Source organism: Niveispirillum sp. GW835-FHT14G11, from assembly GCF_058793615.1.
Window position 1 is genome coordinate 149,431 of sequence record NZ_JBXAFZ010000004.1, and the last position, 17,980, is coordinate 167,410.

A 17,980-nucleotide genomic window follows, 5' to 3' on the forward strand; every position below is an offset into this window, starting at 1 on the left:
GGGCAAACCGCCGCCGGCAGCAGGGAAGGAAATCGATCCATGACGCATGCAAAGCGGTTGCGGACGGGGGCAGCGGCCCTGGCCTTGCTGGTGGGTACCTTGCCGGCGGCGGCCGATGGGCTGCTGTTCCAGGTGACGGGCGACAAGGGTCTGGTGGCCGATAAGGCGGTGGGGGATGCCACGCCGACCTTTGCCGACAAGGTCGCGGTGGTGGCGCAGGGCGGGGCGTCCGGTGCATACCTGCAGGCGGCCGATGATCAGGTGCTGGCCTGGGCGGCCCCCGGCAATATCAGGGCCCAGCGCGGCACGCTCAGCTTCTTCTGGCGTTCGCGCTATCCCGTTGGATCCAATCCGTTTCCGCTGTTCCGCGTGTCGTTTGCCAACCATTCCAGCTGGGACATGGTGTTCCTGCGGCTGGACTGGAACGGCAAGGGGTTTGACGGATTCGTGACCGACACCAACCTGTCGCGCGTCCGCGTCTCCTGGACCATGCCAAACCCGCCGGCGCCCGACGCCTGGACCCATATCGCCTTTGCCTGGGACGAGGCGACGGGCGTGCAGCTTTACGTGAATGGCGCGCTGGTCGCCCGCAAGGACCAGCCTTCATCCCTGGATGCCAGCCTGGACCAGTTTGGGCCCCACAGCCGCATCATCAGCCCCATTCAGGTGCAGAGCCGGTATAATTTCCTGCGCGGCGGCGATATCGACGATATCCGCGTCCATGACCGCGCCCTGGATGCCACATCCGTGAAGGAACTGGCCCAGGGTGTGGAACCGGTATCATTGCCGGCAGCCCCCGATGGCTGGTCGGCCTGGGCCCATCGCAACGGTTTCGACCGGCCTGACGATCCGCCCCCCTATCTGGCCGATGCCAGCACCCGCATAGCCAAGGTGGAATTCACCGAACAGCGCGACATTGCCCAGCGCATGTGGAAGGGCAATGACGGGGTGCGGGAGACGACCTGGCCCGGCGTCTATAACCGCTCCCGGCTGGAGGGACGGCACGATTACTTCACCCTGCCGGACTGGAACGTCTATTCGGGCGGTGGCAAGTCCGGCACATGGTTTCTGCCCGACGCGCCGTTCAACCAGGTGGAAATCCAGGGGGCGGCGTTCGGCAAGCTGGGTTGGCTGAAGGGTGCCAAGCTGCCCGACGGTAACGGTCTGGTCACCGATGATGGCGAATTGCTGGCCAGGCGCCGCCAGGGCATCGAACGCAGCACGACGCGCCTGAAGGCCGATGCCATCGGCGGCGCCCTGCGCTTCGTCAATGACCAGCAGGAGACCCCGATCCAGGAGATCGGCGCCTATCATGTCGGTCCCGGCACGGCGCCGGCCGGCCTGGGTGATTTCCATTTCAACCTGCGCCTGGCCGCGGAACCGGACTTCACCGCCATCCGGCCGCTGCGCCGCTTCATCGATGGCCGTTATCCGGAAGGGGAGCGCGACCTGATCGTGGCCATTCCCGATGGCGGCGTGCCCACGCGCAAGCGGGTCCAGCCACCGGCCGGCGGCCGCCCCGTGGCCCATATCGCCATCCCCATGGATTTCCGCCGCCAGGAACCGGGCCTGCCGCTCTATCGCGCCAGCACCGAAGGGTTCGAGAATATCGGCGGGCTGGACGGGATCGAGCTGGTTATCCCGGCGCTGGACGTGAAGCCCACGCACAAGGGCGGGCTGGTGGCGCTGAATATCCGCGTCAAGGACCCGCTGACGCCGGAGCGTGACCTGCTGGACGTCAATGTCGCCGTCAAGCCGGGGGAGGCACGGACCCTGTGGCTGGATACCCGCGACCGCGTCCTGCCGTCCGACCAGCCGCTTTATCTGACCATCGCCGCGTCGTCCCCGGAATTCTCATTGGCCAAGCTGGACGGGGCATCGCTGCGGCTGGTATTCAAGCCCAAGGCCGAGGCCCGGCCCGAGCATGCCTTCGACCGGGAACGCCAGATCCAGGACAATTACGGGTTCCTGGTGGAGGAACGGCAGAGCAGCCGCAACCTGGGCCTGTTCCAGCGCTTCTATGAGGATGTGACCGACCTGCTGCGCATTGATCCCGACAACAAGGTGGCCAACGCCTATTGGTCGGAATGGAACCCGCAGCAGCCGCTGCCGCCTGTGGACCTGGATCAGGCCCCGGCCGGCGTGCCGGCATGGGCCTGGGGCCAGACCCGGTATCTGGCGCAGGTGCGGTCCTTCGTGAACTGGTGGATCGATCATCGCCAGGTGGCGGGCGAGTTCGGCGGCGGCCTGTCGGACGATACCGACCTGACCAACCAATGGCCGGGGCTGGCCCTGATGGGCGTGGACCGGGAGAAGCTGACCAAGTCGCTCTCCGACATGATCGAAGCGGTGCATGCCAATGGCATGATGACAAACGGTCTGGGCACCATCGTCACCGACGAACTGCATGTCTATGAAGAGGGGATCAACGCCCAGGCGCAGATGTCCCTGCTGTCACCGGGCGACCCGCTGGCCGTGGAACGGCTGATGGAGACGGCGGCCAACTTCCCCGATCTGGTGCAGGTGAACCCCAAGGGCCACCGCCTGCTGGTCAGCAACTATTTCGGCGCCGGGCACATCGTCAAGGAAGCGCCCTGGCAATGGTCGAAGCCTTATTCCTATCTGATCTTCCATCCAGGATTCCGGCTGGTGGAGATCAATGGCGATCCGGCGACGAAAAAGCTGTTGCTGGAACTGGCCGACGGCTATCTGGCCCATGGCAAGCAGGGCACGGATGGCGCCTGGACCTTCCCCACGGAGATCAACTGGCCCGACGGGGCCACGCGCGGTACTGCCGGGCCGGAGCAGACCAACCTGCTGATGTGGGCGGCTTGGCGCTGGACGGGGGATGCGAAATATCTGCGCCCCATCGAGCAGGTGCTGCGCAAGGGCGGGCTGGGTTCCCTTTCCGGCATCGTGGGCAGCGACCTGGCGCTGGACCTGAACCGCCCCGACCTGCGCAATGCGGTTCTGGAGGAGGCAAAGAAGGACCGCTATGCCGGCCCCTTCACCTATCACACAGCCTGGGTCGCCACGGACAACAAGCAATATCTCGTCAAGCAGTATGACAGCCAGCGTCAGGCGGCCGCCCTGCGCATGGACATGATGACGGGCGACCATTGGTGGACCGACCGGGTCGAACTGCCGACCCAGGAATTGCAGCGCCAGCGCCTGGGCGGTGTGGCGCTCTATCGCAATTCCATCGTGCGCGGCAACCGCATCGCCTGGCGCTTCGCCGATCCCGACGGGGCGGAAAAGGTGGGTGTCCTGGTCAAGGAGCCGACCCGCACCGGCTTCCGCGTCCTGGCCCATAACCTGTCCGACAAGCCCGTCACCGCCACCATCATCGGGGCAGACGTGGCGACGGGTGACTGGAGCGTGACGGAGGGCGTGGATGGGAATGGCGATGACCGTGCGGACGCCGCCACCACCCGCAAGACCGCATTCGGGGAGGGGCAAGGCGTGCCCGTCACCCTGGCGCCCGGCCAGACCACGGTGCTGGAGTTCGCCCTGGCCGGACAGGAACAGGACCTGACCAAACGCCCGGACGCCGCCATCGCCGCCCGCGATGTCACGGTCGCCAAGGGCAGGGTGGCGGTGAAGGTGCATAATCTCGGGTCGGTGGCGACGCCGACGGGCCGGGTCCGCCTGCTGGCGGCCGATGGTGGCGTCCTGGCGGAAGCGCCGTTGCCGTCCATCCCGGCACCGCTGGACCTGAAGCCCAAGACCGTTGAGGTGGCCCTGAAGGCCCCTCTCAGCCTGACATCGGTCGATGTCGTGCTGGATGGCGGCGCGGCGGAGATCTGGTCGGACAATAACAAGGTGATGCTGAGGTAGCGTTCCGCACTTGTCACCCCCACAACAATCGGATTGGTGGGGGCGGCCCGGCGGGTCTATAGGCTTGATCCTTAGAAGCCGCCCCCGGTGCCCCCATGTCCGCCAATATCGCGTTGTTCTGCTGTACCGTCCTGATCTGGGGTTCCACCTGGTACGCCATCACGTTCCAGCTGGGGGCCGTGGATCCGGCCGTCTCGGTGGCCTATCGCTTCCTGCTGGCCGGCCTGGCGCTGTTGGGCTGGCTGGCCCTTCGCCGTCAGCCGATTCTGCCCCGGCGGGAGGGCTGGTGGCTGATCGCGGCGGCGGGGCTGCTGAACTTCTCCGTCAATTATTTTCTGGTCTATAAGGCCACGGCCTTGCTGCCGTCCGGACTGGTGGCCGTGGCCGGGTCGGTGCTGTCCTTGATGAATGTCGTCAATGCCCGCCTGTTCCTGGGCCAGCCGATACGGCCTGCCGTCCTGGGCGGCGGGGTGATGGGGGTGGTGGGCGTGCTGCTGCTGTTCACGCCGGAACTGGATGGCGGTGTGCTGACCAGCGGGGCCATGCTCGGATTCGCCCTGATGATGGTGTCGAACTACAGCGCATCACTGGGCAACATGGTCGTGTCGACGACCCGCAAGGCGGAAATGCCGCTGATCACCACTACCGCCTGGGCCATGCTGGTGGGCGCGCTGACCATGGTCGGCGTGGCGGCTTTCCAGGGCGCCAGCTTCAAGGTGGTGCCCTCGGCCCCCTATTTCCTGTCGCTGATCTATCTGGCCCTGTTCGGCTCCATCGCGGCATTCCTGTGCTATTTCACCCTGCTGGGCCGCATCGGGCCGGGCCGGGCCGGCTATGTGGCCATCATGACGCCCGTCGTGGCTCTGGTCGTGTCCACCCTGTTCGAGGATTACCGCTGGACGCCCGCCGGCGTGGCGGGGCTGGTGCTGGCCGTGCTGGGCAACCTGCTGGTCATGGCGCCGGGGGTGCTGGGCAGCCTGCTGCGGCGCCAGCCCGCCTGAACCCCGTGGTGTGGGCGAGAATGTCGACTGGTGGCATGAAGACGTGTTGGCGTACTTGCCCCCACGCTTTTGGTGGTGTATTCCCAGCCCTCACGTGTCGGAGCGTGGCGCAGCCTGGTAGCGCGGCTGGTTTGGGTCCAGCAGGCCGGAGGTTCGAATCCTCTCGCTCCGACCATCTCTTTTCGGGTTCAACCATCTGCGTCACAGGGTTTGCCATGAAGGTCCGGATTTACCAGCCGTCGAAGACCACCATGCAGTCCGGCCGCGGCAAGGTCGGTGACTGGGTTCTGGAATATGAACTGGCCACCCCGCGCCGGCCGGAACCGATGATGGGCTGGACCAGCTCCGGTGATACCCTGAACCAGGTGCGTGTGAAGTTCCCGACCAAGGAGGCCGCTCTGGCCTTCGCCGCCAAGAAGGGCTGGGACTGCGACATTGCCGAATGGCATGAGCGCCGGGTGATCCCCAAGAATTACGCGGACAATTTCCGCACCGACCGGCCGCGCATCGGCCGGTTCTGATCCGAGCTTTCATGTTCCTCAGGCGCCGGGCGCCCACCTCCGTGGGCTCGGCCTTCTGCGCCACGAGGCGCACGGCGGTAGTCACCGCCGTACCTACGCTCAAATACATTGACCGCAGGTATTTTTATCCGGCCCCTTAGCTCAGCTGGATAGAGCAGCCGCCTTCTAAGCGGCAGGTCGCTGGTTCGAGCCCAGCAGGGGTCGCCATCCATGATGGCCTTCAAGGGCCGCCCGTCGAAAGACGGGCGGCCCTTTTGCCGTTTCCGGTCAGGACTCCATCATCCGGCCCGACACGGCAAAACCCGCCGTATCAAGGGTTTGGCCGGTCATTTCCGCCGCCCGGCAGGAAATGCCGGGCTAGGCAAAAAACGCCGCCTTCCCAACATCCTCACCGCCCCAACCGGCCCAATGCGGCCGGTCTCCAGGCAATGGCCCGTCGAAAATTACCTCTTTAGTATAGGTTTTGGCGGTTTTTGGCACTTGGCACGCTTCCTGCTTATGTCCTGTCGAACCCATCCGTGTTCACCCTCAGGAGGAAGAGACCGAAGCTCTGGACAAGGCGTTGCGCGAAGAGCGGTGCAGATCGGCCTTAAAGGCGACAGCCAAGCAAGACTGATACCGCGATCAGCAAAACGGATTGCCCGATCCGACAAGAAACTGCCGGTCATGCATCGCACCCGGCGTCTTCCACGGGTTACGGCGACGTCCTTCCTGATCAGTCCACGAGATCGATTGGGCCGAAACGGCCCCTTTCCCGGCTCAAAAGGAGATTTACCATGTCGACCAGTGACGTTCAGCTTACCGCGGGAATGCGAAACAACCTGCTGCTGCTCCAGAAGACCAACAAGCAGGTTGAAGGCATCCAGAACCGTTTGGCCACGGGCAACAAGATCAACTCGGCGCTCGATGGCCCCACCAACTTCTTCGCGGCCAAGGGCCTCAGCGTCCGTGCCAACGACCTGTCCAAGCTGAAGGAAAGCATGGGCCAGTCGATCAGCACGATCCAGGCTGGCGACAAGGGTATCACCGCGATCGAGGACTTGATCGAACAGGCCAAGGGCCTGACGACCACGGCCTATGGCAACCTGGGCACCGACGCGGCGTCGGTGGCGACCCGCAAGTCGTTGGCCGAACAGTTCAACCGCATCAAGGACCAGATCGACAAGATCGCCCGTGACAGCGGCTATCAGGGCAAGAACCTGCTGGTCGGCAACGGTCTGACGATGGACAGCACGGCCGACAGTCGCGCCGACGTCAACTCCATCAGCGGCCTGTCCAACAGCCGCGTGACCAACGTGGTCAGCCCCGATACCTACTCGATCAAGGTCAGCGGCACCGGCGCCATCAGCGCCGACCTGGAAGACATCGCCAAGGCCGAGGACAGCCGCGGTCTGGCCTCGCTGAAGGTGTCGGGTTCCATCTCGGCCACCGCCGGCAACTTCTCCGACATCAAGATCGAAATGCGCGGCAATGCCGGCCGCGAGCGTACCCTGGTGGTGACGGAGAACGGCGAAAGCCGCACGGTGAAGTTCTTCGACAACACTCAGAGTGCGACCGCCAGCAACCTGACCGCCGGCAAGCCCGGTTCCGCCGGTATCTCCGGGGTGGCGCAGGTCTCCCAGGTCACCATCAGCGGTGCCATCGAGGAAGGCGACATCTTCACCGCCACGGTGAACGGCCAGTCCTTCACCTACAAGGCGTCGGCCGATGATGTGTCCAGCGCCGATCCGTCGGAACGCCGCCAGGCCATCGCCAACGGCCTGATGGCCGAGGTCGAGGCGGGTGTCGGTGTCACCGGCAGCAACCGCTTCACCATTGCCGCCAATGACAGCGACAGCACCGATGCGTTCACGGATGGCTTCACCATCACGTCGAACGAGACGACCGGTACGGGTACCAGCTTCTCGATCGGTGCGACCTCCACCAACACGTTGGAAAAGGCGGTTTCCATCAGCTTCTCGTCGGGCACCACCGTGAGCTTCACGGTTGACCGCACGGCGCTGGAGAACCTGGGCACGGCCGCCAACGGCACTTCCACCATCGAGAAGAATGTCGATCTGACGGTCTCTGCGACCAACCTGAACGGCGTGACCATCGAGCGGTCGGGCAACAATGCCCGCGGCGCCGGCAAGCTGGCCGACGGCGAGAACTCGCTGGCCTTCGACAGCGGTACCGTCCGCTTCGAGGTGGACAGCGCGGTGTTGAAGCAGGCGGCCTCGGCCAACCTGTCCAGCAACCTGATCACGGTGCAGCGTACGGATGCCAACACCGAGAACGACCTGACGGTGCAGTTCAACGAGGCCAACACCTCCACCATCTCGGTCTCCTCGCAGAACATCCAGACCGACGGTCAAGGCCTGCGCCTGGACTATGCCCAGAACGACTTCCTGGACCGCGCCGACATCGACAAGGCGGTGGCCAGCCTGGATTTCTCCACCTCCAAGCTGCGCTCCACCTCCCAGACGCTGTCGACCAACCTGAACATCATCCAGACCCGCGAAAGCTTCACGAACGAGTTCTCGAACGTGCTGACCGAGGGTTCCAACAAGCTGGTCCAGGCCGACCAGAACGAGGAAGGTGCGAACCTGCTGCTGTTGCAGACCCGCCAGCAGCTGGGCACCATCTCCCTCTCCCTGGCCAACCAGGCCCAGCAGGCGATCCTGCGTCTCTTCTAAGAGGCGACGGCGAGGCCATGAAGGGCGGCGATCGAAAGGTCGCCGCCCTTTCTTTATGAATTGCATTTCAATATGCAATACACAAACGGATTATAGGTAAATTTTACCTATATGGTCACCCGGTGGATGCCATTGCGTTGCGGCGTGCAATGGGGTAGAGCCGGTCACATGCGCTTCGTGATCCGCATCCTGTTCTGGTCTTTGATTGTCGGACTGGTGCTGGCCTGGCTGGGCTGGACGCCGGGTGACCTTCTGGGCCGTGTGCTGGCCCTTCTGGCCCGGCTGCCCGAATGGTTTGCGGGGATTTTCGGTTGGGCCTGGCCCTATATGCGCGAGGGTGCGGTCATCGTCGTGCCCGTGGCCGTGATCGTGCTGCTGATGGCAGCGATACGACGCCGGCGCGGGGACGGGCAGGGGCGCTGAAAACAGGCGTGTTTTATACCGTCGGCATCAATCATTGATGCCAATAAGTCGCCGCCCTACCGATGGTCAAACATTTCGACCGTCGGTATCAGTTTGGCAGCGCGCGCTTCTCGGCGGCAGCGACATGCACCAGACGGGCGGCCTTGTTGAAATTCATCGTGATGATCAGGGTGGCGCGGCCACGGATCAGATGGATATTCTTCTCCGCATCCACGGGAAGCGGCACCTTCTTGGCCATGCAATGGGCCAGCAAGGCCGCCTGCAGGTCCGTCTCCGACACGGACAGCGTCTGCTGCCCACCATCATAGATGATGGTGCAGGTGACGCTGTCTTCGGCGCTGTCCAGACGCAGACCGGTGATCTGCCCGGATGGCAGTTCCTCCTTGAGGCGGCGCTTGCGGTCCAGCACGGCGGACAGCACCTCGCGGTCCTTGAACAGAATGCAGCGCAGTTCCTTCATTTGACAACGTCCGGTGGCAGCTTCATTGGGTCACTTTACACGCATCCCATCGTATGGCCCAGGATCGAAACTATGTCCTTACGGATGGATTACCCGTCTACGCCATTCAAAAACCGGATGACTGGCCCTTGCTGCCATAAAGCGCGTCGGGCGACAGCAGCACCGGATCGGTGACCGTCAGTCCATCCGCATCGGCCCGGCGATAGAAGCAGGAGCGGCGGCCGGTATGGCAGGCGGGACCCTGCTGGTCCACGCGCAACAGGATCGTATCGCCATCGCAATCAAGCCGCCATTCGACTAGGCCCTGCACCTGGCCCGAACTCTCCCCCTTGCGCCAGAAGGCCTGGCGGGAGCGGGACCAGTAGCAGACGCGGCCGGTGCGCAGGGTTTCGGCGATGCTGTCCCGGTTCATCCAGGCCATCATCAGCACCTCGCCGCTGTCATGCTGCTGGGCGATGGCGGGGATCAGGCCGTCGGCATCGTACTTCACGGCGGCCAAGGCGGCGTCGATGGCGGCGTCGGGCAGGGGATAGGTGGTCATGGCAGCTCCAGGGCCGCCTGCAGCCGGGCGAATCCGGCCTCCAGGTCGGCGATCAGATCCTCAACATCCTCCAGCCCGATATGCAGGCGCACCAGTTCGCCCCCCGTCCAGGCGGTGGCCGTGCGGATGGAGGCGGGGTTGGAGGGCAGGATCAGGCTTTCGAACCCGCCCCAGCTGTACCCCATGCCGAAATGCGACATGCCATCCACCATGGCGGCCATGGCCCTGCGTGGCGTGGGCGCCATCTCGAACGCGAACAGGCCGCAGGCACCCGTGAAATCACGCTTCCACACGTCATGGCCGGGGCAGGAGGGCAGGGCGGGGTGGCGCACCCGCCTTACCTCCGGCCGCGCGGCCAGCCAATGGGCGATGCGCAGGCCCGATTCATGGTGGCGGCGCATGCGCACGGGCAGGGTGCGCAACCCGCGCAGGCCCAGGAACAATTCGTCGGCGGACGCGCAGGCGCCCAGCTCGATCGACGCCTTCTTCAGGCGCAGCCAATGATCCTGCCGGGCACAGACGGCGATGCCCAGGCTGGCATCGGAATGGCCGCCGACATATTTGGTGGCCGACTGGATGGAGATATGCGCCCCGTGTTGCAGCGGCTTGAACAACAGGCCGGCGGCCCAGGTATTGTCCATCATCACCACGATGTCGGGGTTTGCCGATGCCACCGCGGCGGTGATCGCCGGCACGTCCTGCACTTCGAAGGTCAGCGACCCCGGCGATTCCAGGAACACCACCCGCGTCGCAGGGCGCAGCAAGGCGGTGATGCCGGCACCGATGCCGGGATCGAAATATTCCACCGTCACGCCGGCCCGGCTCAGAATGCCATTGGCGAAGTTGCGGGTGGGGGCATAGGCGGTGTCGGCGACCAGCGCATGGTCGCCCTGGCGGGTGAAGGCCAGCAGCGAACTGGTGATGGCCTGCAGGCCGGATGCGTAGGAAACGGCGTCGTGCCCTTCCTCCAACTCGGTCATCGCCGCTTCGAATGCATGGCTGGACGGGTTGCCCGTGCGGCCGTAGCGCACCGTACGCAAGGCCGGATCATGGGCATCCAGTTCCGCCAAGGTTGGGAACAGCACGGTGGAGGCGCGGAAGGGGGGGATATTCACGGCCCCGCCGAATTTTTCCGGTGCGCGGCCCGCATGGATCAGGCGCGTATTCTCGGCAAAGGGCTTGTCGTGCTCGGGCTTATTCATGTCTGATCGATTCCGGCGGCGGACGGCAGGGGGATATGCGACCCGGCGGTAAGCGGGATCAGGCCGGCCAGACGCGGATCGGGATCAAACCGCACCGACTGGCGCACGGGCTGGAATCCGGCTTTCTGATAGGTCATCAGGGCGCGGGGATGGTCATGGTCGCAGGTATTGACGGTGACCTTCTCCACCCCGGCGCCGTTCCAGGCCGCCTCGATGGCCCAGTCCAGCAGCCAGGGACCGATGCGCCGGCCGATATATTCCGGGATCAGGCCCAGATACTGGATCTCGCACTTGCCCGGTGTGCGCCGGTCCAGCTCGACATAGCCGGCCGGGACGCCCGTGACATGGGCGATATAGATCTCCACCTTCTCATCCGCCAGGATGGCGCGCAGTTCGTCCGCCGGCATGGCACGGCGAAACCACCACAGCCATTCCTCCCCGATCGTGTCATAGAGATAGCGGTAGAAGGACCAGGTGCAATTCTCCGCCCGCAGCAGCGACAGGCCCGGCGGATGCGGCCGCTGCCGGCGCGGGGGCTTGGATACCATCTCCAGATAGGTGACGGTAACCTTGTTGTGGCCGGGCGGGGGAAGCGCGCTGGTATCGGTCATGGCCGTCTCTCCTGCGGTGGGACCGTCGCCCCGCCGTCTCTCATTCACCCCAGCATAGCGCCTATGGCGGACGGATCGAGCCTGCGTCGTTCAAACCCACCCATACGGTTCAAGGGGTTGACAGGCGATCAGCCGGCCGCCCCCGTCGCGACCGGCAGGTCGTCGCGTCCCCCCCATTCGGTCCAGGACCCGTCATAAAGCGCCACATTCTCCACACCCAGCCGTGCTAGGCCCAGGGTCAGCACCGCAGCCGTGACGCCGCTGCCGCAGGAGGTGGTGATGGGTCGGGCAAGGTCGATCCCGGCCTGGAGATATCGCTCGCCCAGCGCATCGCCGGTCAGCATCAGCTTGGTTTCCGGGTCCAGGATGTCGCCGAAGGGCAGGTTGCGGGCGCCGGGGATGTGACCGCCGCGCAGGCCGGTGCGCGGTTCCGGTATGGTGCCCTCGAACCGGCCGGCGGCGCGAGCATCCAGCACCTGTTCGGCCCCGCTTTCCAGGTTGGCCCGCATTTCTTCCACCGACCGCACCAGATGCGGGCGGTACTGCGGCGTGAAGCTGCCGGCCGGCGGCGCCTTAACCGGCCCTTCTTCCACGGGCCCGCCGATGCGCTGCCAGCCAGGCAGGCCGCCATCCAGCACGAAGACATGATCGTGCCCGAACACACGGAACATCCACCAGGCCCGCGCGGCACTGGACAGGCCCGTCACATCATAGACCACGATGATATCGTCCGACCCGACGCCCAGCGCCGAGACTGATGCCGCGAAGGAAGCGGCGGTGGGCAGCATATGGGGCAGGAGGCTGGCGGGATCGGAAATCCCATCAATGTCGAAAAACTGCGCGCCGGGAATGCGTTTGGACACGAACTCCGCCCTGGGGTCGCGCTGGGCCGCGGGCATGTGCCAGGAGGCGTCCAGAATGCGCAGGCGGGGATTGTGCAGTTCCGTTTCCAGCCACAGCGGGGAAACCAACGGGTCCGACATCACATGCTCTCCGATCATCCGCCCTTGCGGGCGCGCGGCTTGGGTTGGTTCAAGGCGGCGGCGGCCAGGATCAGGGCCTTGAACGCGCCTTCATCCACCATCTGTTTCTCGAAAAGGTCGATGGCGCGCCTGGCATTGCCGTCCAGGCTGGCATTGAACAGGCCCGCCGGGTCTTCCAGCGACGCGCCCTTGGCGAATGTCAACTTGACCTTGTCCTTATAGGTCTCGCCGGTACACAGGATGCCATGCTTTTCCCACACCGGCACGCCCCGCCATTTCCAGGTCTCCTCGACATCCGGCAGGACCTCATGGATCAGGGCGCGCAGCCGGGCCAGCATGGCGCCGCGCCAATCACCCAGTTCGGCGATGCGCCCGTCGATCAGCTGGGAGGGGGATTTCTCATCGCTCATGGCTTCCTGCCGTCCCGGTCAGTCGCGCAGCGCCAGCTGCACGCGCCGGTTCTGCTTGCCCTTGTTCTCGATCTTCACGATGGTGATGCCACCGATTTCCCCGGTGCGGGCCACGTGCGTGCCGCCGCAGGGCTGCAGGTCGATGATGGCGTCATCGGTGCCGATCTGGAGCAGGCGCACGCTGCCCGACCCCGTGGGCGGCTTCACCGACATGGTGCGGACCAGATCAGGCGTTGCCTCCAGCTCCGCATCGGTGATGGTGCGTTCGCGTACCGGATGGTCGGCCGCGATCAGTTCATTGACCGCCGCCTCGATCTGGTCCTTGTCCAGGCTGGCCGAGGGCACGTCGAAATCCAGGCGCGAACGGTCGGCCCCGACCTGTCCGCCCGTCACCGCCCCCGGCACCACGGCGCAGAGCAGATGCAGGGTCGTATGCATGCGCATGTGGCGGTGGCGGCGGTTCCAGTCGATGCGCTGGGTCACTGTACTGCCGACCTTGGGCAGAAGCATGTCGGGCTTGGGCACCAGAACGACATCTTCACCCTTTTCGACCAGGGGCGCCGCCTTGCGGGCGTCGATGATCTCCACGCTGCCGCCCGGCCAATAGAGCAGGCCGCTATCGCCCGGCTGTCCGCCGCCATTGGGATAGAACAGGGTACGGTCCAGCAATATGCCCTCCGGCCCTGACGCCAGCACCACCGCTTCGGCTTCCACCATGTACGGATCGTCACGAAACAGCAGGGTCATCGCTCACCTTCTTGTCGCTGAAGACTTATTCCAGCCAGCTGGGCACCGGCAGACCTTTTTCGCGCAGGAAGTCGGGATTGAACAGCTTCGATTGATAGCGCGAGCCGCCGTCACAGAGAATGGTCACCACAGTGTGGCCCGGCCCCAGGTCGCGGGCGACCCTGATGGCGGCGCCGACATTGATGCCCGATGACCCGCCCAGCACCAGCCCCTCGTTCTTCAGCAGATCGAAGACGATGGGCAGCGCCTCCTCGTCCGACACCTGCACGGCGTCATCGATGGGCGCGTCGATCAGGTTGGCGGTGACCCGGCCCTGGCCAATGCCTTCGGTGATGGACGTGCCCTCGGCCTTCAGTTCGCCGGTCTTCTTCCAGCTGTAAAGGGCGGAGCCCAGCGGATCGGCCAGCACGATCCTGACATCGGGCTTACGTTCCTTCAGGGCGAGCGCGATGCCGGCCAGCGTGCCGCCGGTGCCGGTGGCGCAGGTGAAGGCATCAATCTTTCCGTCCAACTGGTCGAAAATCTCCGGGCCCGTGGTGTGGCGATGGCCCTCGCGGTTGGCCAGATTGTCGAACTGGTTGGCCCAGATGGCACCGTTCGGCTCCGTCTTGGCCAGTTCCTCGGCGATGCGGCGGGAGACATGGACATAATTGCCGGGATCCTTGAAGGGCACGGCCGGCACCAGCCGCAAATCCGCCCCGCACAGGCGCAGCATGTCCTTCTTTTCCTGGCTCTGCGTCTCCGGCATCACGATGACGGTGCGGAAACCCAGAGCATTGCCCACCAGGGCCAGGCCGATGCCGGTATTGCCGGCCGTGCCTTCGACAATGGTGCCGCCGGGACGCAGCTGTCCGCGCGCGATGGCGTCCTGGACGATGGCCAGGGCGGCGCGGTCCTTGACCGACCCGCCGGGGTTCAGGAATTCCGCCTTGCCATAGATGTCGCAACCGGTCAGTTCCGACGGGCCCTTCAGGCGGATCAGGGGGGTGCGGCCGATGCTGTCCAGGAAACCGTTGCGTACTTCCACGGTAATTGCCCTTGGTTGATGTGTGAAACTGTGGTGCCAAATATGAATGCGGCAATGTGTAATTACCAGGGCTTGCTTCCGCACCGCAGGTTATCGCGTGATGCAATGCGGGATGTACAATTCCTTAAACCACACCCGTTCCGCGCCGCAGCCCCTCACGATGGCGCGCGAACCAGGACAGGCCCAGCAGGGTCAGGCCACTGGCCACCCGGTTGCTGTCCATCAGGGCGATGGCGGTGTCGGCAGGGACCAGATGGACGCGGATATCCTCCACCTCCTCCGTCACACCGTGGATGCCGCCAAGGCCTGTGCTGTCCACCAGACCGGCGCAGACATCCAGAAGTTCGGTCGATCCACCGGGGCTGGGCATCATCGACCAGACCAGGCGTACATCGCGCGGGGTGCATCCGGCTTCCTCCATCGCCTCGCGCACCGCGACCTCCACCGGGTTCTCGCCCGGCTTCACCATGCCGGCCACGAATTCCAGCATCCAGGGATTGGTCCCGGCAGCGAAGGCCCCGATGCGGAACTGTTCGATCATCACCAGGACATCGGCATCCGGATCATACAGCACGATGGTGACGGCCCGGCCGCGATGGCAGATATCGCGCTCGATCTCCGGCGTCATGCCGCCCGCGAACCGTTCATGGCGCAGGCGCATGACGGAGAAATCCATGAAGCCCCTGTGCTTGAACTGCTCGTCCAGAACCTCCACTACGCTGGGGCTCTCCAGTTCGGGCAGGATATGGGCATCATTCAGCGGGCTGGGCATGGTGCATCCGGGGTCGTTGGCAAAGGGCTTGCGTCCGCACCCGGCACCGGTCCAGCTTAGGGAACGGTTGCAGGGGCAGACTGGGGGCCACGATGGCGCGCGTGACGCAGGATTTCAACTTCGCCGGATCGACGGGGGCCATGCTGGCCGGCCGCATCGACCTGCCGGATGGGCGGCCCGTGGCCACGGCGATCTTCGCCCACTGCTTCACCTGCTCCAAGGATTACCATGCCTCGGCCCGAATCAGCCGGGGATTGGCGGAGCGCGGCTGGGCCGTGCTGCGCTTCGATTTCACCGGGCTGGGCGGTAGCGGCGGGCAGTTCGACGAGACGAATTTCTCCACCAATGTCGCCGATCTGCTGTCGGCCGCCGCCGCCCTGACGCAGGAGATCGCGGCACCGCGCCTGCTGGTCGGGCACAGTCTGGGTGGGACGGCGGTGATGCGCGCCGCCCAGGATTTGCCCGGCGTCGGGGCCGTCGCCACCATCAACTCCCCCTCCGGCCCGCATACCATCCTGGGCAAGATCGCTGGGCGGGAGGCGGAGATGCAGCGCGATGGCCGCGTGGCGTTGAATGTCGGCGACCGCGAGATGCCCATCACCGCCGATTTCGCCGCCGACGTGGCGCTGCACGACATGGCGTCGGTGATCGGCAATCTGGGGCGGCCGCTGCTGGTGCTGCATGACCCGAAAGACGGTGTCGTGCCCGTGGCGGAGGCCGATCGCATCCTGTCGCTGGCCAAACATCCCAAGAGCTTCGTGGCCCTGGACGGAGCCGGACATCTGGTGGCCGACCAGCGCAATACCGGATTCGTGGCGGGGCTGGTCGATGGCTGGGCCCGGCGCGCCCTGCGCCTGGACGCCGCCAACGCGCCAAAGCCGGCCGGTGCCGCGCATGAGGGTCCGGTCAGCGTGGCGGAGACGGGGGAGGGCCCGTTTCACAATGTCGTCACCGCCGCCGGTATCCGCTTCACGGCGGACGAGCCCACGGATGTGGGCGGCACGGGGCAGGGGCCCAATCCCTATGAGCTGCTGCAGGCGGCGCTGGGCGCCTGCACCTCCATGACCATCCGCATGTACGCCAACCGCAAGAACCTGCCCCTGGCCCGGGTCAGCGTCGTCGTCACGCATGAGAAGCGGGACCCGTTGGAGGGAGAGGTGACGGAAAATGCCGGTGGCAAGGTGGATCATTTCACCCGCGCCATCACGCTGGAGGGCGATCTTGACGCCGCACAGCGGCAAAGGCTGCTGGAGATCGCGGGCAATTGCCCCGTCCACCGCACCCTGCGCAGCCGGGCCAGCATCGACAGCCATCTGGCCTGACGGGAACCAACACCGTTCCTTCGCGTTTTCCCTGAGACGGAAACGAAGGGAAGCAACCGATCATGGCCATCCGCAACGACCAGGAACTGGAAGCCGCGGTTCATGAATATCAGAAGCTGCGCAACGCGCCCGAGGGATCGGACAGCGCGGCGCGGCGGGACAATCTGAACGCCGACATCCAGACCTATTACCATCAGAACCACCAGGATCTGAGCCCCGCCAAGCCCTGCGAGCAACCCTTGCCCAATGAGGGGTGCGTACCGGATCCCCCCTATACGCCGGCCGACCCGACGGGGTCCGGTCGGCGGCCAAAGGTGGGCAAGCCGCACTGAGGCTTGTGGGGAGGCTTATGGGACCCAGCCGGGCAGGGATGCTGCCTGCCTGATCCAGGCCGCCATCTGCACTTCATCGAACACACCCTCGCGGATGTCGATCCAGCGCACTTCCTTGCTGCGTTCCGTTCCACCGGGCGGGATGGGTTCCAGCGACATTCCCTGAAAGAATGTCACCTTCACATAGTGGGTGAAGACATGGAACGACAGGAACCAGCCCTGGCCCGTTACCCCATAGAAAGGCGAGTTCCAGCGCACGGCCTTCTGCACCCCCGGCACATGCTCCACCACCAACGCGTCCAGCCGGCGGCCCAGATCGCTTTTCCAGCCGGGCATGGCGGCGATATAGGCCTGGACCGGGGCGTCGCCATCGCCTTTGGCGATCTGCGGATTGCCGCCGGATAGCAGGACGGTTCCCTCCGTTGCCTTCGCAGGCTTTTTTCCAACGACCTTCGGTTTAATGTCGGTCATCCTATGCACGGCTCCCTGCCTTTGACGTCGTGTCATGGTTACCCATGCTATGCAACCTGGCAAACAGGAACTAGGATGAAGGGCCTGACAGTGTAGGGAGAAGCGGTCTTGCGTCGTGGTGATAGTTGCTACAGCTGCCGTTTCTGGCTCGGCCATGGCGTGCGTGAGCGGGGCCCGAAGGGCAATTGCCGCCGCTTCCCGCCCATGGTCACCGATCGCTTCCCATCGGGCGCTATGCCCATCACCAATTTCACTGACTGGTGCGGGGAATGGCAGCGCCATGTCGGCGTGCGCGAGGCGCCGGAGCCGGATATGCCCGGCACATCAACCCTGTATGACGATATGTAAATAATCCGTCCGGGTAAACCATTTGGCGAATGGCTTTACCGATTGTTCACATTTGGTATCATACAATCGTGTTGTTGGCACTCCGCATTGGGGGGATGATGCCCATTGCCATTCTCCAAGCGGATGCTTGGGTGCTGAAATACAATTATCTGCTGTCCGCGAAGGCCTGGGGCCTTGGTGTTCTTTACGAATTCGCCGTTGCGTAAGCGTTGGACTTGATGCGTACTACTTTCCAGGCGATTGCGGCGATGCCCAGCCGAATTGGTGTGCAGGAGATGATGGATTTGGCTCGGGGGT

General features: G+C 64.8%; 18 protein-coding genes and 2 tRNA genes. 10 read left to right on the forward strand and 10 right to left on the reverse strand.

The annotated features are described in order from the left end of the window. Positions 1-39 precede the first annotated feature (39 nt). From AC1Q7F_RS09255 to AC1Q7F_RS09285, 7 genes are all read left to right on the forward strand, one after another. A complete protein-coding gene (locus AC1Q7F_RS09255) occupies positions 40-3,837 on the forward strand; it encodes a LamG-like jellyroll fold domain-containing protein (RefSeq protein ID WP_492505991.1) in 3,798 nt (1,265 codons plus the stop codon). Positions 3,838-3,932: 95 nt separating this feature from the next. Beyond that, the gene (locus tag AC1Q7F_RS09260) at positions 3,933-4,838 is read left to right on the forward strand and encodes a DMT family transporter (RefSeq protein ID WP_492505993.1); all 906 of its coding nucleotides are present in this window, start codon (positions 3,933-3,935) and stop codon (positions 4,836-4,838) included. Between the two features lie 98 nt (positions 4,839-4,936). Beyond that, positions 4,937-5,013: transfer RNA gene (locus tag AC1Q7F_RS09265), tRNA-Pro, on the forward strand. A gap of 40 nt (positions 5,014-5,053) precedes the next feature. After that, the gene (locus tag AC1Q7F_RS09270; protein WP_492505995.1) at positions 5,054-5,359 is read left to right on the forward strand and encodes an ETC complex I subunit; all 306 of its coding nucleotides are present in this window, start codon (positions 5,054-5,056) and stop codon (positions 5,357-5,359) included. A gap of 130 nt (positions 5,360-5,489) precedes the next feature. After that, a tRNA-Arg gene (locus AC1Q7F_RS09275) sits at positions 5,490-5,566 on the forward strand. Between the two features lie 569 nt (positions 5,567-6,135). Further along, positions 6,136-8,034, forward strand: a complete 1,899-nt coding sequence (locus AC1Q7F_RS09280; protein WP_492505997.1) for a flagellin N-terminal helical domain-containing protein — start codon at positions 6,136-6,138, stop codon at positions 8,032-8,034. A 168-nt stretch (positions 8,035-8,202) separates the two neighbouring features. Further along, entirely contained in the window at positions 8,203-8,457 is a 255-nt protein-coding gene (locus tag AC1Q7F_RS09285; protein WP_492505999.1) for a hypothetical protein, read from the forward strand. 88 nt (positions 8,458-8,545) lie between these two features. On the opposite strand, the gene AC1Q7F_RS09290 is transcribed toward AC1Q7F_RS09285, so the two are convergent. The 9 genes from AC1Q7F_RS09290 to AC1Q7F_RS09330 form a co-directional block, all read right to left on the reverse strand. Further along, positions 8,546-8,917, reverse strand: a complete 372-nt coding sequence (locus AC1Q7F_RS09290) for a hypothetical protein (RefSeq protein ID WP_492506001.1) — start codon at positions 8,915-8,917, stop codon at positions 8,546-8,548. Between the two features lie 106 nt (positions 8,918-9,023). Then, on the reverse strand, positions 9,024-9,458 hold the full coding sequence (hisI, locus tag AC1Q7F_RS09295; protein ID WP_492506003.1) for a phosphoribosyl-AMP cyclohydrolase: 435 nt from the start codon (positions 9,456-9,458) through the stop codon (positions 9,024-9,026). After that, complete coding sequence (gene metC, locus AC1Q7F_RS09300) at positions 9,455-10,660, reverse strand: cystathionine beta-lyase (RefSeq protein ID WP_492506005.1); 1,206 nt, start codon at positions 10,658-10,660, stop codon at positions 9,455-9,457. Before metC ends, hisI begins: the two co-directional genes overlap by 4 nt. Then, positions 10,657-11,271, reverse strand: coding sequence for a GNAT family N-acetyltransferase (locus AC1Q7F_RS09305; RefSeq protein ID WP_492506007.1), 615 nt, complete (start codon positions 11,269-11,271; stop codon positions 10,657-10,659). Before AC1Q7F_RS09305 ends, metC begins: the two co-directional genes overlap by 4 nt. Before the next feature lie 128 nt (positions 11,272-11,399). Then, a complete protein-coding gene (sseA, locus tag AC1Q7F_RS09310; protein ID WP_492506009.1) occupies positions 11,400-12,254 on the reverse strand; it encodes a 3-mercaptopyruvate sulfurtransferase in 855 nt (284 codons plus the stop codon). Between the two features lie 14 nt (positions 12,255-12,268). Beyond that, the gene (locus AC1Q7F_RS09315) at positions 12,269-12,664 is read right to left on the reverse strand and encodes a DUF1801 domain-containing protein (RefSeq protein WP_492506010.1); all 396 of its coding nucleotides are present in this window, start codon (positions 12,662-12,664) and stop codon (positions 12,269-12,271) included. An 18-nt stretch (positions 12,665-12,682) separates the two neighbouring features. Beyond that, complete coding sequence (locus AC1Q7F_RS09320) at positions 12,683-13,411, reverse strand: alanyl-tRNA editing protein (protein ID WP_492506012.1); 729 nt, start codon at positions 13,409-13,411, stop codon at positions 12,683-12,685. A gap of 25 nt (positions 13,412-13,436) precedes the next feature. Further along, complete coding sequence (locus AC1Q7F_RS09325; RefSeq protein WP_492506014.1) at positions 13,437-14,438, reverse strand: cysteine synthase A; 1,002 nt, start codon at positions 14,436-14,438, stop codon at positions 13,437-13,439. 124 nt (positions 14,439-14,562) lie between these two features. Next, positions 14,563-15,210, reverse strand: coding sequence for an NUDIX domain-containing protein (locus AC1Q7F_RS09330; RefSeq protein ID WP_492506016.1), 648 nt, complete (start codon positions 15,208-15,210; stop codon positions 14,563-14,565). A gap of 92 nt (positions 15,211-15,302) precedes the next feature. Between AC1Q7F_RS09330 and AC1Q7F_RS09335 the strand changes: the two genes are divergently transcribed. Continuing rightward, complete coding sequence (locus AC1Q7F_RS09335) at positions 15,303-16,532, forward strand: bifunctional alpha/beta hydrolase/OsmC family protein (RefSeq protein ID WP_492506018.1); 1,230 nt, start codon at positions 15,303-15,305, stop codon at positions 16,530-16,532. A gap of 62 nt (positions 16,533-16,594) precedes the next feature. After that, a complete protein-coding gene (locus AC1Q7F_RS09340) occupies positions 16,595-16,864 on the forward strand; it encodes a hypothetical protein (RefSeq protein WP_492506020.1) in 270 nt (89 codons plus the stop codon). A gap of 15 nt (positions 16,865-16,879) precedes the next feature. Here the strand turns inward: AC1Q7F_RS09340 and AC1Q7F_RS09345 are convergent, their stop codons facing one another. After that, entirely contained in the window at positions 16,880-17,335 is a 456-nt protein-coding gene (locus AC1Q7F_RS09345; RefSeq protein ID WP_492506022.1) for a DUF1801 domain-containing protein, read from the reverse strand. A 108-nt stretch (positions 17,336-17,443) separates the two neighbouring features. Here AC1Q7F_RS09345 and AC1Q7F_RS09350 point away from each other — a divergent pair, with 108 nt between their 5' ends. Then, positions 17,444-17,683, forward strand: coding sequence for a hypothetical protein (locus tag AC1Q7F_RS09350; RefSeq protein WP_492506024.1), 240 nt, complete (start codon positions 17,444-17,446; stop codon positions 17,681-17,683). The last annotated feature ends 297 nt before the right edge of the window (positions 17,684-17,980 follow it).